This is a genomic window from Trueperella pecoris (genome assembly GCF_014926385.1).
GTDB lineage: Bacteria > Actinomycetota > Actinomycetes > Actinomycetales > Actinomycetaceae > Trueperella > Trueperella pecoris.
In genome coordinates, this window is record NZ_CP053291.1 from 778,464 (window position 1) to 792,231 (window position 13,768).

At 61.5% G+C, this 13,768-nt stretch carries 15 protein-coding genes; 8 read left to right on the plus strand and 7 right to left on the minus strand.

Translation table 11 applies throughout. The annotated features are described in order from the left end of the window. Positions 1-188 precede the first annotated feature (188 nt). The gene (gene uidA, locus HLG82_RS03720; RefSeq protein ID WP_193327366.1) at positions 189-1,961 is read left to right on the plus strand and encodes a beta-glucuronidase; all 1,773 of its coding nucleotides are present in this window, start codon (positions 189-191) and stop codon (positions 1,959-1,961) included. 55 nt (positions 1,962-2,016) lie between these two features. Here the strand turns inward: uidA and HLG82_RS03725 are convergent, their stop codons facing one another. Together HLG82_RS03725 and HLG82_RS03730 are read right to left on the minus strand one after the other, a co-directional pair. Then, complete coding sequence (locus tag HLG82_RS03725; protein WP_193327367.1) at positions 2,017-2,313, minus strand: substrate-binding domain-containing protein; 297 nt, start codon at positions 2,311-2,313, stop codon at positions 2,017-2,019. Further along, positions 2,310-3,080 carry a LacI family DNA-binding transcriptional regulator gene (locus HLG82_RS03730; RefSeq protein WP_193327368.1) on the minus strand — a complete coding sequence of 257 codons (771 nt, stop codon included), beginning with the start codon at positions 3,078-3,080 and terminating at the stop codon, positions 2,310-2,312. The genes HLG82_RS03725 and HLG82_RS03730 overlap by 4 nt, the downstream gene beginning before the upstream one ends. A 79-nt stretch (positions 3,081-3,159) precedes the next feature. On the opposite strand from HLG82_RS03730, the gene rarD reads away from it, so the two are divergent. Further along, positions 3,160-4,104 (plus strand): EamA family transporter RarD, encoded by a 945-nt coding sequence (gene rarD, locus HLG82_RS03735; RefSeq protein ID WP_255313934.1) that lies wholly within the window; start codon positions 3,160-3,162, stop codon positions 4,102-4,104. Between the two features lie 149 nt (positions 4,105-4,253). Here the strand turns inward: rarD and HLG82_RS03740 are convergent, their stop codons facing one another. After that, a complete protein-coding gene (locus tag HLG82_RS03740; protein WP_193327369.1) occupies positions 4,254-4,667 on the minus strand; it encodes a hypothetical protein in 414 nt (137 codons plus the stop codon). 112 nt (positions 4,668-4,779) lie between these two features. Then, on the minus strand, positions 4,780-5,082 hold the full coding sequence (locus tag HLG82_RS03745) for a thiamine-binding protein (protein ID WP_193327709.1): 303 nt from the start codon (positions 5,080-5,082) through the stop codon (positions 4,780-4,782). Positions 5,083-5,252: 170 nt separating this feature from the next. Here HLG82_RS03745 and HLG82_RS03750 point away from each other — a divergent pair, with 170 nt between their 5' ends. After that, positions 5,253-5,867, plus strand: a complete 615-nt coding sequence (locus HLG82_RS03750; protein WP_193327370.1) for a hypothetical protein — start codon at positions 5,253-5,255, stop codon at positions 5,865-5,867. Here the strand turns inward: HLG82_RS03750 and HLG82_RS03755 are convergent, their stop codons facing one another. Next, positions 5,868-7,205, minus strand: coding sequence for an aminotransferase-like domain-containing protein (locus tag HLG82_RS03755; protein ID WP_255313935.1), 1,338 nt, complete (start codon positions 7,203-7,205; stop codon positions 5,868-5,870). A gap of 92 nt (positions 7,206-7,297) precedes the next feature. On the opposite strand from HLG82_RS03755, the gene pdxS reads away from it, so the two are divergent. From pdxS to HLG82_RS03780, 5 genes are all read left to right on the plus strand, one after another. Then, positions 7,298-8,185 (plus strand): pyridoxal 5'-phosphate synthase lyase subunit PdxS, encoded by an 888-nt coding sequence (gene pdxS, locus HLG82_RS03760; RefSeq protein ID WP_193327372.1) that lies wholly within the window; start codon positions 7,298-7,300, stop codon positions 8,183-8,185. Beyond that, positions 8,185-8,709 (plus strand): pyridoxal 5'-phosphate synthase glutaminase subunit PdxT, encoded by a 525-nt coding sequence (gene pdxT / locus HLG82_RS03765; protein WP_193327373.1) that lies wholly within the window; start codon positions 8,185-8,187, stop codon positions 8,707-8,709. The genes pdxS and pdxT overlap by 1 nt, the downstream gene beginning before the upstream one ends. Positions 8,710-8,833: 124 nt before the next feature. Next, complete coding sequence (locus tag HLG82_RS03770; protein WP_193327374.1) at positions 8,834-10,189, plus strand: peptidase U32 family protein; 1,356 nt, start codon at positions 8,834-8,836, stop codon at positions 10,187-10,189. A 44-nt stretch (positions 10,190-10,233) separates the two neighbouring features. Continuing rightward, complete coding sequence (locus HLG82_RS03775; RefSeq protein WP_193327375.1) at positions 10,234-10,965, plus strand: AzlC family ABC transporter permease; 732 nt, start codon at positions 10,234-10,236, stop codon at positions 10,963-10,965. Continuing rightward, positions 10,962-11,279: a branched-chain amino acid transporter permease gene (locus tag HLG82_RS03780; RefSeq protein WP_193327376.1), complete on the plus strand. Its 318-nt coding sequence runs from the start codon at positions 10,962-10,964 to the stop codon at positions 11,277-11,279. The genes HLG82_RS03775 and HLG82_RS03780 overlap by 4 nt, the downstream gene beginning before the upstream one ends. On the opposite strand, the gene HLG82_RS03785 is transcribed toward HLG82_RS03780, so the two are convergent. Further along, on the minus strand, positions 11,269-12,684 hold the full coding sequence (locus HLG82_RS03785; RefSeq protein WP_193327377.1) for an amino acid permease: 1,416 nt from the start codon (positions 12,682-12,684) through the stop codon (positions 11,269-11,271). The two genes, HLG82_RS03780 and HLG82_RS03785, sit on opposite strands and share 11 nt — an antisense overlap. A 171-nt stretch (positions 12,685-12,855) precedes the next feature. Further along, the gene (locus HLG82_RS03790; protein ID WP_193327378.1) at positions 12,856-13,683 is read right to left on the minus strand and encodes a MetQ/NlpA family ABC transporter substrate-binding protein; all 828 of its coding nucleotides are present in this window, start codon (positions 13,681-13,683) and stop codon (positions 12,856-12,858) included. Between the last annotated feature and the right edge of the window lie 85 nt (positions 13,684-13,768).

The following is a 13,768-nucleotide window of genomic DNA, read 5'->3' on the forward strand; positions in this document are numbered from 1 at the left end:
GCGAAAAGGATTGTTGCCAAAAGTTGCATTCGAATTCTTCGGAATCGTGCATCGGCCACGCGGGGCGCAGCTGCATGTGGGCCTTTGGTGTGAGGTGGGCTGTGCAACTTTTGGCAACTTGGTCCGCGCGCTGGGGGACTTGGCAATACTGGAGTAGAACAAGCTTAGTGTTTGGTAAAGGAGCCAAAATGTTACGTGTGCGAGAATCTCGTTCCCGTCAGGTGAAGTCCCTCAATGGCCGGTGGGATTTCAAGGTAGATACTCATAACGTCGGGTTTGATGAGAAATGGTACGCCGCGCCGCTGGATACAGAACGCAAGATGGCAGTGCCGGGATCGTATAACGACGTCTTCATCGACACCGCTACCCACGATCATGTGGGCTACGTCTGGTACCAGACCACCGCCTTCGCGCCGAGCTTCGAGCGCCTCGTGTTGCATTTCGGGTCTGCCACTCATGCGGCTGTCGTCTTCGTCAACGGCGCCGAGGTTGTGCGCCACGAGGGCGGCTACCTCCCCTTTGAAGCCGACATCAGCGAACACGTGCAGGTCGGTGAAGAGTTCACGATCACCGTGGCTGTCGACAACCGCCTGAGCTGGCAGACGATTCCTCCGGGGTACGTTGACCAGGACTGTGAGGGCAACGACGTCCAGCATTACTTCCACGACTTCTACAACTATGCCGGTATTCACCGCACAGTCTCGCTCTACACTCGCCCTGCTGTGCACATCCAGGACGTCACGATTGTCACGGATATCGACGGTGCGGACGGTGTTGTTGCTTACGACGTCGTCGCCGACGGTGCCACCGAGGTGAAGGTTCGGGTTGTGGATTCCTCGGGGCGCGAGGTTGCCAATGCCGAGGGGGCGTCCGGAAAAGTTCGCGTACCCGACGCCGACTTCTGGGCACCCGGCCACGGGGCACTCTACACGCTGGAGGTCACGGCGGACGAGGACGTTTACCCGCAGCGATTCGGCATCCGGACTGTCTCTATCGAGGACGGCGTGTTCAAGATCAACGGCGAGCCCTTCTATTTCCGCGGGTATGGCCGCCACGAGGACAACATTATCCGTGGCAAGCAGCACGACGACGTGTCGATGATCAACGATTTCGACATCATGCGGTGGCAGGGGGCAAACTCCTTCCGAACCTCGCATTACCCGTACGCCGAGGACGTCATGGACTACGCCGACGAGCAGGGCTGGGTTGTCATCGACGAGACGCCGGCGGTGGGGCTGAATACCGGCCTGTCGGGAGGTGTCTTCCAGTCGAAGAGCTTCACGACCTTTTCAGAAGACACCGTCAACGGCGAGACCCAGCGTGCGCACGCGCGCGAGATTCGCGATCTGATTGCACGCGATAAGAATCACCCCTCCGTCGTCATCTGGTCCATCGCGAACGAGCCCGAGACGAACACGGACGCCTCACGGGCCTACTTCGAGCCGCTTGTCGAGGTGGCGCGAGCGGCGGATTCGACCCGCCCTGTCGGATACGTCAACGTCATGCTCTCCCCGCCGCACCTCGAGCGCATCACCGATCTCTTCGATGTCATCATGCTCAATCGCTACTACGGCTGGTATGTCAATACCGGAAAGATCAACGACGCCGAAGCGGCGCTGCGAGCCGAGATCGACGGATGGCTCGAGCGCTTCCCGGGCAAGCCGATCATCTTCACCGAGTATGGTCCCGATACGCTCAATGGCAACAAGGACTTCTTCGCCCGTCCATGGTCGGAGGAATACCAGGCCGAAAATATTGCGATGTTCCACCGTGTGTTTGACGATTATCCGCAGATCCAGGGCGAACAGATGTGGAATTTCGCGGACTTCCAGACGACGCCAGGCATCATGCGTGTCGGCGGGAATAAGAAGGGCATGTTCACCCGCGATCGTCAGCCTAAGCTCAACGCATACAAGGTGCGTGAGCGTTGGCTGAGGCTGAAGGAGGAACAGGGGCGCTAGCGCCCGAGCCCCATAGCTCATAGGACAGGAGTGGAGGCACGCGTCTCCACTCCTGTCACATGTGGCGCATCGGCGCCGGTCCCGTGCTGCCACGTATCGCGAATTCAACGGGCACAACAAGTGACTTGCGTTCGCGCACCCAGCGGTGGTTGTTCTGCCAGATGAGGGACTGGGCGGCCTTGCGGCCGATGAGCTCACCGCCGGAGGACAGTGAGGTGAGCTGCGGGTTGGTGATGAGGGCGGTATGGGAGTTGTCGAAGCCGACGATCGATACGTCGCCTGGAACGGATAACCCACGGTTCTCGATTCCACGCAGGAAGCCCGCCGCCATCACGTCGTTGAAGGCGATCACTGCGGTTCCGTGGGTGGGGTCCATTCTGAGGCGTAGGACATGCCGCCCTCGAACAGCGGATCGAGGTGGCTCATTTGGCGGGCGTGCATGCCGCGTTTATCGCACTCGTATTGCAAGGCTCGCCAGCGCATAGGGCTCGTCCACGAATAGGGAGGCCCGGCGAGGTAGACCACACGCTCATGGCCGAGGTTGTGAAGGTGCTCACAGATTCGATGGAGGCCCTGGCGAATGTCTGCGACGACGCACGTGTGTCCGTTCGCATGCCTGTTGACGAGGACGACGGGCTTCGTCCGTTCGAATTCCCGTATCCCCGCGGGATTGAGCTGGGAAATGGGGAAGGCGATCCCGTCGATGAAGGGAAGGACGGAGGTCAGAGTCGCCTTTTCTGTTTCCGGTGAGCCGGGGGAGTTGATGACGATGACGCTGTAGCCGTTTTCTGATGCGGCATCTTGGAAGCCCTTGAGGATATCGGTGTAAACGGGGTTGCCGAATTGCGCGATAACGAATCCGAGCACGTAGGTGCTGTCCGCTTCTTCCCAGTATGCTGAGCCGCTCGTTTTGTATCCGAGGTCGCGGGCGGCTGCCTGGACGCGCGCGGCGGTAGCGGCGCTGACGCGCGCCGGGGAAGAAAAGGTGCGTGACACGGTGGAGGGGGAGACCCCAGCGAGTTTGGCGACGTCGTAGATCGTCGTTTTATGTCGCTCGTGTGTAGGCATATCCGCTCCCGTCGTGCGCAGGCCCGCGCGTCGTGATGAGCCTGTGGTCATAGAAACATCTTAGTGAAGGGAAGCCTAAGATGCCCGCGATATCGCCTACAGTGGCGGTGTACTGAGGAAAGGGTGAATTGTGGGCCGGGGCGTCGTCATCTCGTTACTTTCGTCTGTGACGTTTGCGGCGCTGTCTTTTGTGGCCGCCCAGCTATCTGCACTGTCGGGGGCACAGGTATGGGCGTTGCGTATCATGCTGACCGTGCCGGGCATCCTCATCCTGCTTGCGGCGTCGGGGCGCTGGTTGTGGTTCTCGAGCGAATTTCGCCGAGTCGTCGATCAGCCGCGTAAACTTCTGGCCTACGCCTTCACGGTTCCGATGTTGGCTTCGCAAATGTGGCTGTTCGGTTGGGCCCCGCAGAGCGGCAATACGCTGGCCCTGTCCATGGGATACTTCCTGTTGCCGATCGTCATGGTGATAGCGGGGCGAGTCATTTTCAAGGAATCGCTCAGCCCCTTGACGATTGTCGCGACCTGCATTGCCAGCTCCGCCATTGTTTTCGAAATGGTGAGGGCGGGCGGCCTGGGGTGGGTGACGGCGTGGGTTGCGCTCGGGTATCCGGCCTACTTCGTCCTTCGCCGAATCTTCGAGACGGACGGGGTAGGAGCCTTGACGTGGGAGATGGCCTTAGCGATGCCGCTCGCGCTCGCGGTGGCGGTCAGGTCTGCCGAGGCCGACCCGCTCCTCTCCCCACGCCTCGGCATCCTTCTTCTGATGTTGGGCGTCCTGTCGGTCATCGGCGTCGTCACATACGTGATGGCCGCGAAGCTCTTGCCCTACGCCGTCTTCGGGCTACTGAGTTACGTAGAGCCGATTTTGGTCACCTGCGTTGCAGCCCTCATTGGCGAACGCATTATGGGTGCCGAGTGGGTGACGTATATCGGCATTTGGCTCGCTGTCATTGTGCTTGCCGTCGACGGCGTCCGTTCGATGGCCCAACGCCGCAGCTTTGCGTTGTCAGCGGCTCGGCCGTGGCGGCGTTGGCGCCAGGCGCTCGGGCGCGAGGGCTCGCGCCGACGGTAGGCCAGCAGCAGGCCCGTCGCGATGAGACAGAACGCGCTGGTGAGGAGAGAGCCTTCGATGCCGGCGGTGCCACCGGTGAGCCACGCCGGGCCGGCGAACGTTCCACTGAGGACACCGGGCGCGTCGCCTGTCCCGGAGACATTTCCGCCTCAGAAAGAGGACTGCATGGCGTTCGATCCGGCGTGAAGGCCGATTGGGAGCCATAGCCTGCCGTTCCACTGGTATGCCGCACACAGCAGCGGGCCAGCGGCGATCCACCGATCGCTGCGTATGGAAGGCGGACGGCGCTGACCTTCCACCAGCCCCCCGGCCAAAAGGACGAGCATGGGAAGCGAGACGAAGACCGCGCCGAGGCCCATGTCCCTCACGGCTCCTTGCCGCCCAAGAGCGCACCCGCCGATGAGTCGCAGGAGGACGCCGTATACGGTGAGGCAGGCTGCACCTGTCACGAGGGCGGTGATGAGGAAGATCAGCGGGGCTTGGGTGATGTTGACACCGGTAACCGCCTCCGTCAGCACTGTCCCGATGCCGGTGAGCGAAAGCGCAACCGTCGAGATAGCCAAGGGATAACAAGCAGCTGGAGCCAAGGCCGGGCGGTCGGATGGTCGATAGCGCGCAGGCGAGCGCCAGCGTCGCCAGTGGGTGGGATCGTCATGGAACGTCGAAGAAGCTCCGTCACTGCCCAAGCAGTGTGTTAACTCGCTCGACCTTGGCGGTGATCTGGCCCGTGTATCCGGGGCGAATGTCGGCCTTCATGACGAGGGATATGCGGGGCGTGCGCTTCTCAAGTTCCTCCACGCACGCCTTGACCACGGCCATGACCTCGTCCCACTCACCCTCAAGCGTCGTGAACATGGACGTGGTCTCGTTGGGCAGACCAGACTCGTTGACGATCTTGACGGCGGCGGCCACGGCCTCCGAGACGGAGCCATCGGGCTGGTCGGATGTCTGCGGTGCGATGGAGAATGCGAGGAGCATGTGCGATCCCGTCTGATAGTAGTGATTTTTCACTTTCAAGGATAGACGAGGTTGGGGGCCGAGTCATTGCCCTATACTCTTATGCAGTACGCGTCGCCGCGGAAGCATGTCGGTCCTTGTGCCCGATTTACTACACACCAACTTGTGCTTCACATCGATCGGAGTTGTTCATGAATACGTGGGAGATTATTGGCTGGGCCGGATCGGTTTTGGTCATTGTGTCGTTGATGGTGCCGAGCGTGCGTCGCTTCCGCGTTCTCAACCTCGCCGGTTCCTTCATCGCGACCGTCTACAACATCTACTTCGGAATCTGGCCTTATGCCGCCATGAACGGCGTCATCGTGGCCATCGACGCCTACTGGTTGTGGCGCCTGAGCCGGGAGGGCGATGAGGAACGTGGCTACAGCGTTGTCGAGGCGCGTGGGGACGACGCCGTCGTGGTGCGTTTCCTTGACCGTCACGCATCCGCCATTGCCAAGTCTTTCCCGTCGTTCCGTCGCGAGAGCCTGCCCGAGGCGAGGGCGCTCCTGATCATGCACGAGGAGGAAATTATCGGGCTGTTTGGGATGCGCGTGGACGGTGGCGTTGGCCATATTGTTCTTGACTTCGTCACCGAGCGTTTCCGTGACTTTACCCCGGGTGCTTTCCTCTACAACAACAAGGAGATCTTCGCGGGCATGGGTGTCAAGAAGCTGGAGCTGACCATGGGACAGACCACCGATCCGGTCTACTTCGCCAAGCAGGGCTTCGTTGACGAAGGGGAACTGCTCTACCGAGCCATCTGATTACGTACGCGTTGGTTGGGGGATGAGGCCTCGCAAGGTGGTGAGGGCCACCGTCAGTTTCTCCCGTGAGCCCGTTCCCAAACCGACGACGATTCCGGAGTTTTCGGCCGCGGACCAATACTTGGCGAGGGACTCGACGGCGAGCCCGTGGTTGCGGGCGCGGTGGAGGACGTCGGACTCCGCTGTGGGGGAGAGCTCAATGGTAGCCCCGAGCCCTCCTTCCATCGCGTTACCCTCGGGAAAGATGCTCTCAAACACGCTCCGGCGATACTTGTATTCGCGGCGCACGCGCGCCGTGTGGCGGCGTAGCCCGTCGGCCTCTAAGAAGTGTGCAAGGGCATCTTGGCCGATGCCAGACACGGGCGTGACGTGTGCTGCGACGGCGTCGCGCAGACGTTCAGGCACAACGAGGTAGCCAAGCCCCAGCGCAGGTGTGAGGATCTTTGCCAGCGAACCGAGCAGGACGGTCCCGCCCGGATCGAGGGCAAGGAGCGCCGGGTGGGTGGCGCGCAACTCGGAGTCATAATCGTCCTCGATCAGGAGTGCCCCCGGCATCGACTGCCGCCATTCGACCCATTGTCGCCGTCGGCCGGCCGGCATCTGCGTGCCATACGGGAACTGGTGATTGGGTGTGATGAGCACGGCGGAGGGGGAGCGTGCCGCCACGGGGGAAGACTCGGCGGAATGGCCCGGCAACACCGCCGGAGGCGGGACGGGGCCATCGTCGTCGAATGGCATCGTCTCAACCTCCCAACCCACCGCATGGGGGACGGTATGCAGGGAGGGAAATCCCGGGTCCTCAACGCCGAGACGCGGGGCGACACCCGACGCCGAGAGTGCCGCCAGGACGGCCCTCAGGCCATCGCGGGCTCCGCCCGTGATGATGATCGATTCAGGACCAAGGGGCATCGCGCGCGCGAGGCGAATGTGCTCGGCCAGCAGGTGACGAAGCCGGGGGGAGCCCGGGCTGGCGTAGGCATGCGGCTCGGCTGCCGCGGCCCGCCACGCGGCCCGCCAGGTCGACGTCGTCAAAGCCTCCGTCAACGCGGCCCCCGGGCGCAGCATCTCCAAAGGTGGCGCTGGGCAAACGGCGGTGACGGTGTGGCGAGGCGGAAACGCGGGGATCGGCAACGCCGGATGAATGCGGCTGCCGCCGGAGCCGGCGACGAGGATGCCCTCGCCGGCCAGCTGTTCGTATGCCGTGACGATGGAGCCACGCGAAACGCCAAGCTGTTCCGCGAGCGCGCGGGTCGAGGGCAGGCGGTCGCCGGGGGCGAGGGTGCCCGACTCGAGGCGCCCTCGGATATCGGCAACCACCTGGGCCGGGATGGATGACACGTAAACCTCCATGACGCGTCGGCGCCGTGGTCTAAAATAGTTGAATAAAACTGGTCTTTATCTTAGACCACGCGGGGGTCACAATAGTATCCATGGATATTGAAACTGGATCACCACTGGTCAAACGCGGACTCGCGGACATGCTCAAGGGCGGCGTCATCATGGACGTCGTCACCGCCGAACAGGCGAAGATCGCCGAGGAAGCCGGCGCGGTCGCCGTCATGGCCCTCGAGCGCGTGCCCGCAGACATCCGGGCGCAGGGCGGCGTGGCGCGGATGTCGGACCCGGATCTTATCGATGACATCATCTCTGCGGTCTCCATCCCCGTCATGGCCAAAGCCCGCATCGGCCACTTCGTCGAAGCCCAGGTGCTTGAAGCCCTCAAGGTCGACTTCATCGACGAGTCCGAAGTGCTCTCGCCCGCCGACTACGTCAACCACATCAACAAGCGTGACTTCACCGTGCCTTTCGTCTGCGGCGCGACCAACCTCGGGGAGGCACTGCGGCGCATCACCGAAGGTGCGGCCATGATCCGCTCCAAGGGCGAGGCAGGCACCGGCGACGTCTCGGAGGCCACCAAGCACATTCGGACGATCAACAAGGAGATCGCGGCGCTCGCGAGCCTGACCGACGACGAACTGTTCGTTGCCGCGAAGGAACTGGCCGCGCCTTACGACCTCGTTCGTGAAGTGACCCGCACTGGAAAGCTTCCCGTGGTCCTCTTCGTCGCGGGCGGTGTTGCCACCCCGGCCGACGCCGCCATGATGATGCAGCTCGGTGCGGATGGCGTCTTCGTCGGATCAGGCATTTTCAAGTCCGGCAATCCGGCCGCCCGCGCTGCCGCGATTGTCAAGGCCACCGCCTACTACAACGACCCGGCGGTGATCGCCGAGGTCTCGCGAGGACTGGGCGAAGCGATGGTGGGCATCAATGTGGCAGACCTTCCCGCACCACATCGCCTCGCCGAGCGTGGCTGGTAATGCTGGTTGGCATCTTTGCCCTGCAGGGCGGGGTTGCCGAGCACGTTGACATGGTCGAGCAGCTCGGCGCCCACACCCGCTGGGTTCGCAAAGTGGAGGACTTTGACGGGCTAGATGCGCTCATCCTGCCCGGCGGTGAGTCGACCACGATGAACAAGCTCATCGACACCTTTGGTCTGCGTGAACGCCTTGCGCGCGCGGTTGGCGAAGTCCCCACGTTGGGCACGTGCGCTGGGCTCATTCTGCTCTCGCAAATCGGCGCGCTCGACGTCGACGTTAAGCGTAACGCTTTCGGCCCGCAGGTAGATTCGGCCTCAATGGATCTTAGCTGGGACGGCAAGGCCGTGCGGGCGGCGTTTATCCGTGCACCCAAGGTGACCCGAGTCGCGCCCGGTGTCGAGGTGTGCAGCCGCCTCGAGTCCGGCGAGATTGTAGGGGTTAGGTCCGGGAAGACGATTGGTATTTCGTTCCATCCCGAGCTCACTGGCGATACGACCGTACACGCCGAATTACTCGACATGTGAACTAGCGGGCGCCCCGGCGCCCGCTAGTCAACTGGCCAAATGATCATGGACAGCCCCCTCACGAGGATAAAGATTTGTGCCTCTCTCGTGCCTCGGGGTTGCGCCTTTCTAGTACAATCTTTGGGTGACTGAACGATTCCCTGGCATTCGCCGCCGCACGCGCCCGGAGGTGCTCGCACCCGCGGGCAACCTCGATACTCTCAAGACTGCCTTTGACTTCGGTGCCGACGCCGTTTACTTCGGCGGGCAGGAATTCGGTATGCGCTCCGCGCCGAAGAACTTTACGCTCAGTGACATTGCCGAGGCGGTCTCCTACGCCCACGAGCGCGGCGGCCGTGTGTTCGTCACCTGCAATATCCTGCCCACCTCCGCGGAGGTGACATCGATGAACGAATACATGCGCGAGTTGGGGCAGATCGGCGTCGATGCCCTCATCGTCACTGACATTGGGGTGCTCATGGCCGCGCGGGAGGTCGCGCCGGACACCGAGATCCACGTGTCCACCCAGGCCGGCGTCACCAACTACCAGGCAGCCAACGCGTTGGCGCAACTGGGCGCCACTAGGGTGGTGCTTGCCCGCGAGCTGAGCCTCGCTGACATCCGCGAGCTGCGCGCTCACACCTCGCCCGAGCTCGAAATCGAGGCCTTCGTGCACGGTTCCATGTGCATGGCCTTCTCCGGACGTTGCCTCATTTCGCAGCACACAACCGGCCGCGACGCCAACCATGGGGACTGCGCCCAGTCGTGCCGATACAAGTATCACGTTGTCGAGGAGCGCAGACCCGGGCAGTTCATCCCCGTGGAAATCACCGATCAGGGCACGTTCTTGTTCAACTCCAACGACATGAACACGATCAGCCACATCGACGAAATTCTTGACGCCGGCGTCACCTCCCTTAAGATCGAGGGCCGTGCCAAGAGCGCCTACTACGTTGCCGCCATGGCCAACGCCTACAAGAGCGCCGTCAACGAATACATGGTCCAACGCGGATTTGAGGGCGCTGACGGCACGGCGCTCGTACCTTTCCATGACCAGGTTCACCGTCCCGACGTCGGTGCCCGGCCAGCCACCGCTGTGGCGTTCTCGCCGTGGCTGGCTGAGGAGCCCAACAAGGTCACTCATCGGGCGTACTCGACCGGCTTCTACTACCCCGATCGCCCGGCGGGCGAAGAAATCCACAAGGGTGGCTACATCAACGAATGGCTGCTTGCAGGGATCGTCACGAAATACGACGCCGTCGAGGGCCGAGTCTACCTGCACGCTAAGAACAAGCTTGCACCGGGAAAGAACATGGAGATTCTCTTCCCGGGCTCAGCTCCCGTGGCGTTGACCGTCCCCAGTGAGGGACTTCAAGACGCCGAGGGGAACACGGTGGCTGAAATTAATCACCCTGCCCACGAGTTCTCGATGCCGTGCGCTGTCCCAGTTCCGCAGGGCGCGATGATCAGGGTGCATGCGCGCCTCCATCACGCCGGGTAGCGGACAGATTTGCCTACCGCGATCAACCGCCATAGGTTTTTTCCATGTCTCACGAACCAACGCACTCCGCCATTGCGCTGGGCGCACGTGATGCCATTCCCGTCGGCCTAGGCTACATCCCACTCGGAATGGGAATGGGCATGACGCTGACGGGCGCCGGCTTGGACTGGTGGTGGGCGCCGATCTTTGCACTGGTCATGTATGCCGGCTCAATGCAATACCTTGTCGTGCCGATGATTGTGGCGCATGAACCCCTAGCCGGCATCGCGCTCACAACGTTGCTGATTCAGTTCCGCCACGTCTTCTACGGGATCAGTTTTCCGCTTGACCTCGTTCAGAGTAGGCTCGCCAGGCTGTATTCAATCCATGCACTCACCGATGAGGTCTACGCCGTCGTCGCCTCCAAGCCACGCTCGGAGTTGACGGGGGAGAGAGTGATCTGGACGCAGGTGTTCTCTCACGCCACGTGGGTGACCGGATGCACACTAGGCGCGCTGGTGGGCCTCGCTGTCCCCATTGACGGCCGGATCCTTAATTTCGTCCTGACCTCGCTGTTTATCGTCCTGATGTTGGAGGCCTACCTTGCCAACCGTGCCCGCCTTGACTTCGCGTTAGCAGCAGGCATCGGCGTCGTTGCGCTGCTGCTGCCCGCCTCGGTCTACCTTCCGATCGCCTTGACGGTGTTGACACTCGCACTCCTCGTGTCCTCGCGGTTTGCGTACCCGACACCGGACCTGTTCAACATGAGGCGTCACCGAAGGGACGGCATGCCATGACCGAGTACATCACCGGCGTCGTCATTGTGGTTTTCGCTGTCACGTTTTCGCTGCGGGCCGCGCCCTTCCTGTTCCTTGCGCGCGTGCGCGACTCACAGACGCTGGCCTACCTCGGTAAGGCGATGCCGGCGGGCGTCATGCTTATTCTCGTCATTTTCACACTGCAGGGCGTATCCTTCGCGAACGCCGACTGGATGCCACCGGCCGCCGGGGTCGTGGCAACGCTGGGACTTCACCTGGCTTTCCGCAAGGTCCTGCTCTCGCTCATCGGCGGCACGGCAGTTTTCGCGGCGGTACTCAGCCTTATCGGGTAATGAACTCCAGGGGAAGACCACGGCGGAGCAACACGCGCTTGCGCACCTCCCACACGATCGCCAACACGACAAACCACACCGGAGTCAGCAACGTTGGAAAACGGGTCGCGGGAAAATAGACGAGCACGCCCGCGATAAACACGATAAAGGCAAGCGCAAGCCACGGGGTAACCGACGCGAAATGGACCTTGAATTCCGACGCCTCGTGCTCGGCGCGGTGTGTGCGCCGGTAACGAATGTAGGAGACGAGAATGAGCGCCCAAATAAAGAGGATCAGGGTGGTGGCAACCGCCGCGATCAGCTCAAAGCCCTTGAGCACGCTTCCGCCAATGAAGAGGATCGGAAGATAAATAAGAATCAGCAGGCCGATAAACATCAGCGCTCGCCACGGCACACGATGGCTCGATAGCTGGCCGAACAAGCGCGGAGCGTGATGGGACTTGGCCAAGCCGAACATCATGCGCGAGGAGGAGAAGATTCCCGAATTCGCGGACGACGCCGCAGAAGTCAACACCACGAAGTTCATGATGGACGCCGCTGCACCCAACCCGACCATGGAGAACACAGAAACAAACGGGGAACGTTCCGGATCGATGACGTCCCACGGCGTGATCGCCATGATGACGGCGAGGGCACCCACGTAGAAAATAGCAATGCGGAACGGGACCTGGTTGATGGCACGGGGGATCGTCGTCTTCGGCTCCTTCGTCTCGGCCGCTGTCGTGCCGATCAGCTCAGTTCCAATGAAGGAATAAATGGCGATCGAGAAAGCGCCCAGGAAGCCCGAGGCGCCCGTGGGGAAGAATCCGCCGTGGTCCCACAGATGGCTAAACGACGCCGCTTCGCCAGACGGCCCGGTGAAACCAGAAAAGACCATGACCGAACCGACGGCGATCAGGGAGACAATCGCGGCAATTTTAATGAGCGAGAACCAAAACTCCACTTCGCCAAAAAGTCGCACGGTGAGCAAATTGACGAGGGTCAGGCACCCAAGCAAGCCAAGGGTCAGGAAGGCGGAAACCGTCATATTGCCGATCCAGAAATCGAAATATCCTGTAATGACGATCATGTCGCCAATCGCGATCACCACCCACAAGAACCAGTATGTCCAGCCGGTAATGAAGCCCGCCCACGGGCCGATGAGATCATGGGCAAAGTCCTGGAAAGACTTGTAGTGCAGATTGTGGATCAGGATCTCGCCCATGGCTCGCATGATGAGGAACAGGACGAAACCGATGACGAGGTAGACCAAAATGATCGACGGCCCGGCGGAGTGGATCGTGGAGCCCGATCCCATGAAAAGGCCGGTGCCGATCGCACCACCAAGCGCAATAAGCTGAATGTTGCGGTTCGACAGCCCCCGGTGAAGAGATTCCTGGGAGTCGTTGGTCGCCTCAAGTGTCATGGTTGTCCTTTCGTACCCGCGTTAGTCTATGGTGCTTCATCTCGTGGCGGGAGGAGGGGCGAGTGCTAATCGGGTCACGTTTGTGTATTCGACGGGTGAAAGCGATGGTGGCGACCGCGAGGGCCGCCACCATCGGGGACTTAAGCCATGGCTCCCGTCAGGAGTTCGGGCCTAGAAAGCCGGGATAACCTCACCATTAGGGTAGGAATCCTTGATGAACTGAGCAACTTCCTTGGAGTGGAGCAGCTCCTCAAGCTTCTTGATCGCGTCGGCCTTCTTCGTGTCCTTGGCCCAAGCGAGAATGTTCGAGTAGGGGTTATCGGCGCCAGACTCGAGAGCGAGGGCGTCCTTTGACGGGACGAGGCCGGCCTCGAGAGCGAAGTTACCGTTGATAACTGCCAGGTCGACGTCGGGAAGCTGGACGGGGATCGCCGGAGCCTCAGACTCCTTGATCTGGAGGTTCTTAGGGTTGTCCTTGATGTCGTAGATGGTCGGGTTCTTGGCATCGTTGAGGGTGATGAGGCCCTCGGCGGCAAGCAGGTTCAGGCCGCGAGCCTGGTTGGACGGGTCGTTCGTGACGACGACGACCGCGCCGTCCTTCAGTTCGTCCAGCGACTTGACTTTCTGCGAGTACAGGCCGAAGGGTTCGATGTGAACGCCCTTGCCGTGCTCGAACGAGTAGCCCTTGTCAGCGACCTCGGCATCAAAGTAAGGCACGTGCTGGAAGAAGTTGGCATCCAGATCGCCCGACTCAAGTGCGACGTTCGGCTGTACGTAGTCCGTGTATTCCTTGATCTGCAGGTCCAGGCCCGCCTCGGCAGCGAGGTTGTCCGCAACGAACTGAAGAATGGTCGCGTGGGGAACAGGGGAGGCGCCGACGACGAGGGTGGTCGCGCCGGGCTCCGACGCCGGGGCCGTGGTGGCCTTGGTGTCGGCATCGGAGGAGCAGGCGGTCAGAGCGAGTGCAGCAGAGGCAAGAAGGGCGAAAACTTTACGCATGATAATAATCCTTGTGAAAAATAGACTGATTAAAATCTAGTGTAGATATAGGTCTGCTAAGACTTGTGCAGGTCCCGGATGGTTG

Excerpts from the sequence above, each read along its gene's own strand:
- HLG82_RS03745 (WP_193327709.1), bottom strand. The coding sequence starts at position 5,082 with ATGCTCCTCGCATTCTCCATCGCACCGCAGACATCCGACCAGCCCGAT.
- pdxS (WP_193327372.1), top strand. The coding sequence starts at position 7,298 with ATGGATATTGAAACTGGATCACCACTGGTCAAACGCGGACTCGCGGAC.
- pdxT (WP_193327373.1), top strand. The coding sequence starts at position 8,185 with ATGCTGGTTGGCATCTTTGCCCTGCAGGGCGGGGTTGCCGAGCACGTT.
- HLG82_RS03730 (WP_193327368.1), bottom strand. The coding sequence starts at position 3,080 with ATGACCACAGGCTCATCACGACGCGCGGGCCTGCGCACGACGGGAGCG.
- HLG82_RS03780 (WP_193327376.1), top strand. The coding sequence starts at position 10,962 with ATGACCGAGTACATCACCGGCGTCGTCATTGTGGTTTTCGCTGTCACG.
- HLG82_RS03785 (WP_193327377.1), bottom strand. The coding sequence starts at position 12,684 with ATGACACTTGAGGCGACCAACGACTCCCAGGAATCTCTTCACCGGGGG.
- HLG82_RS03750 (WP_193327370.1), top strand. The coding sequence starts at position 5,253 with ATGAATACGTGGGAGATTATTGGCTGGGCCGGATCGGTTTTGGTCATT.
- uidA (WP_193327366.1), top strand. The coding sequence starts at position 189 with ATGTTACGTGTGCGAGAATCTCGTTCCCGTCAGGTGAAGTCCCTCAAT.
- HLG82_RS03790 (WP_193327378.1), bottom strand. The coding sequence starts at position 13,683 with ATGCGTAAAGTTTTCGCCCTTCTTGCCTCTGCTGCACTCGCTCTGACC.
- HLG82_RS03775 (WP_193327375.1), top strand. The coding sequence starts at position 10,234 with ATGTCTCACGAACCAACGCACTCCGCCATTGCGCTGGGCGCACGTGAT.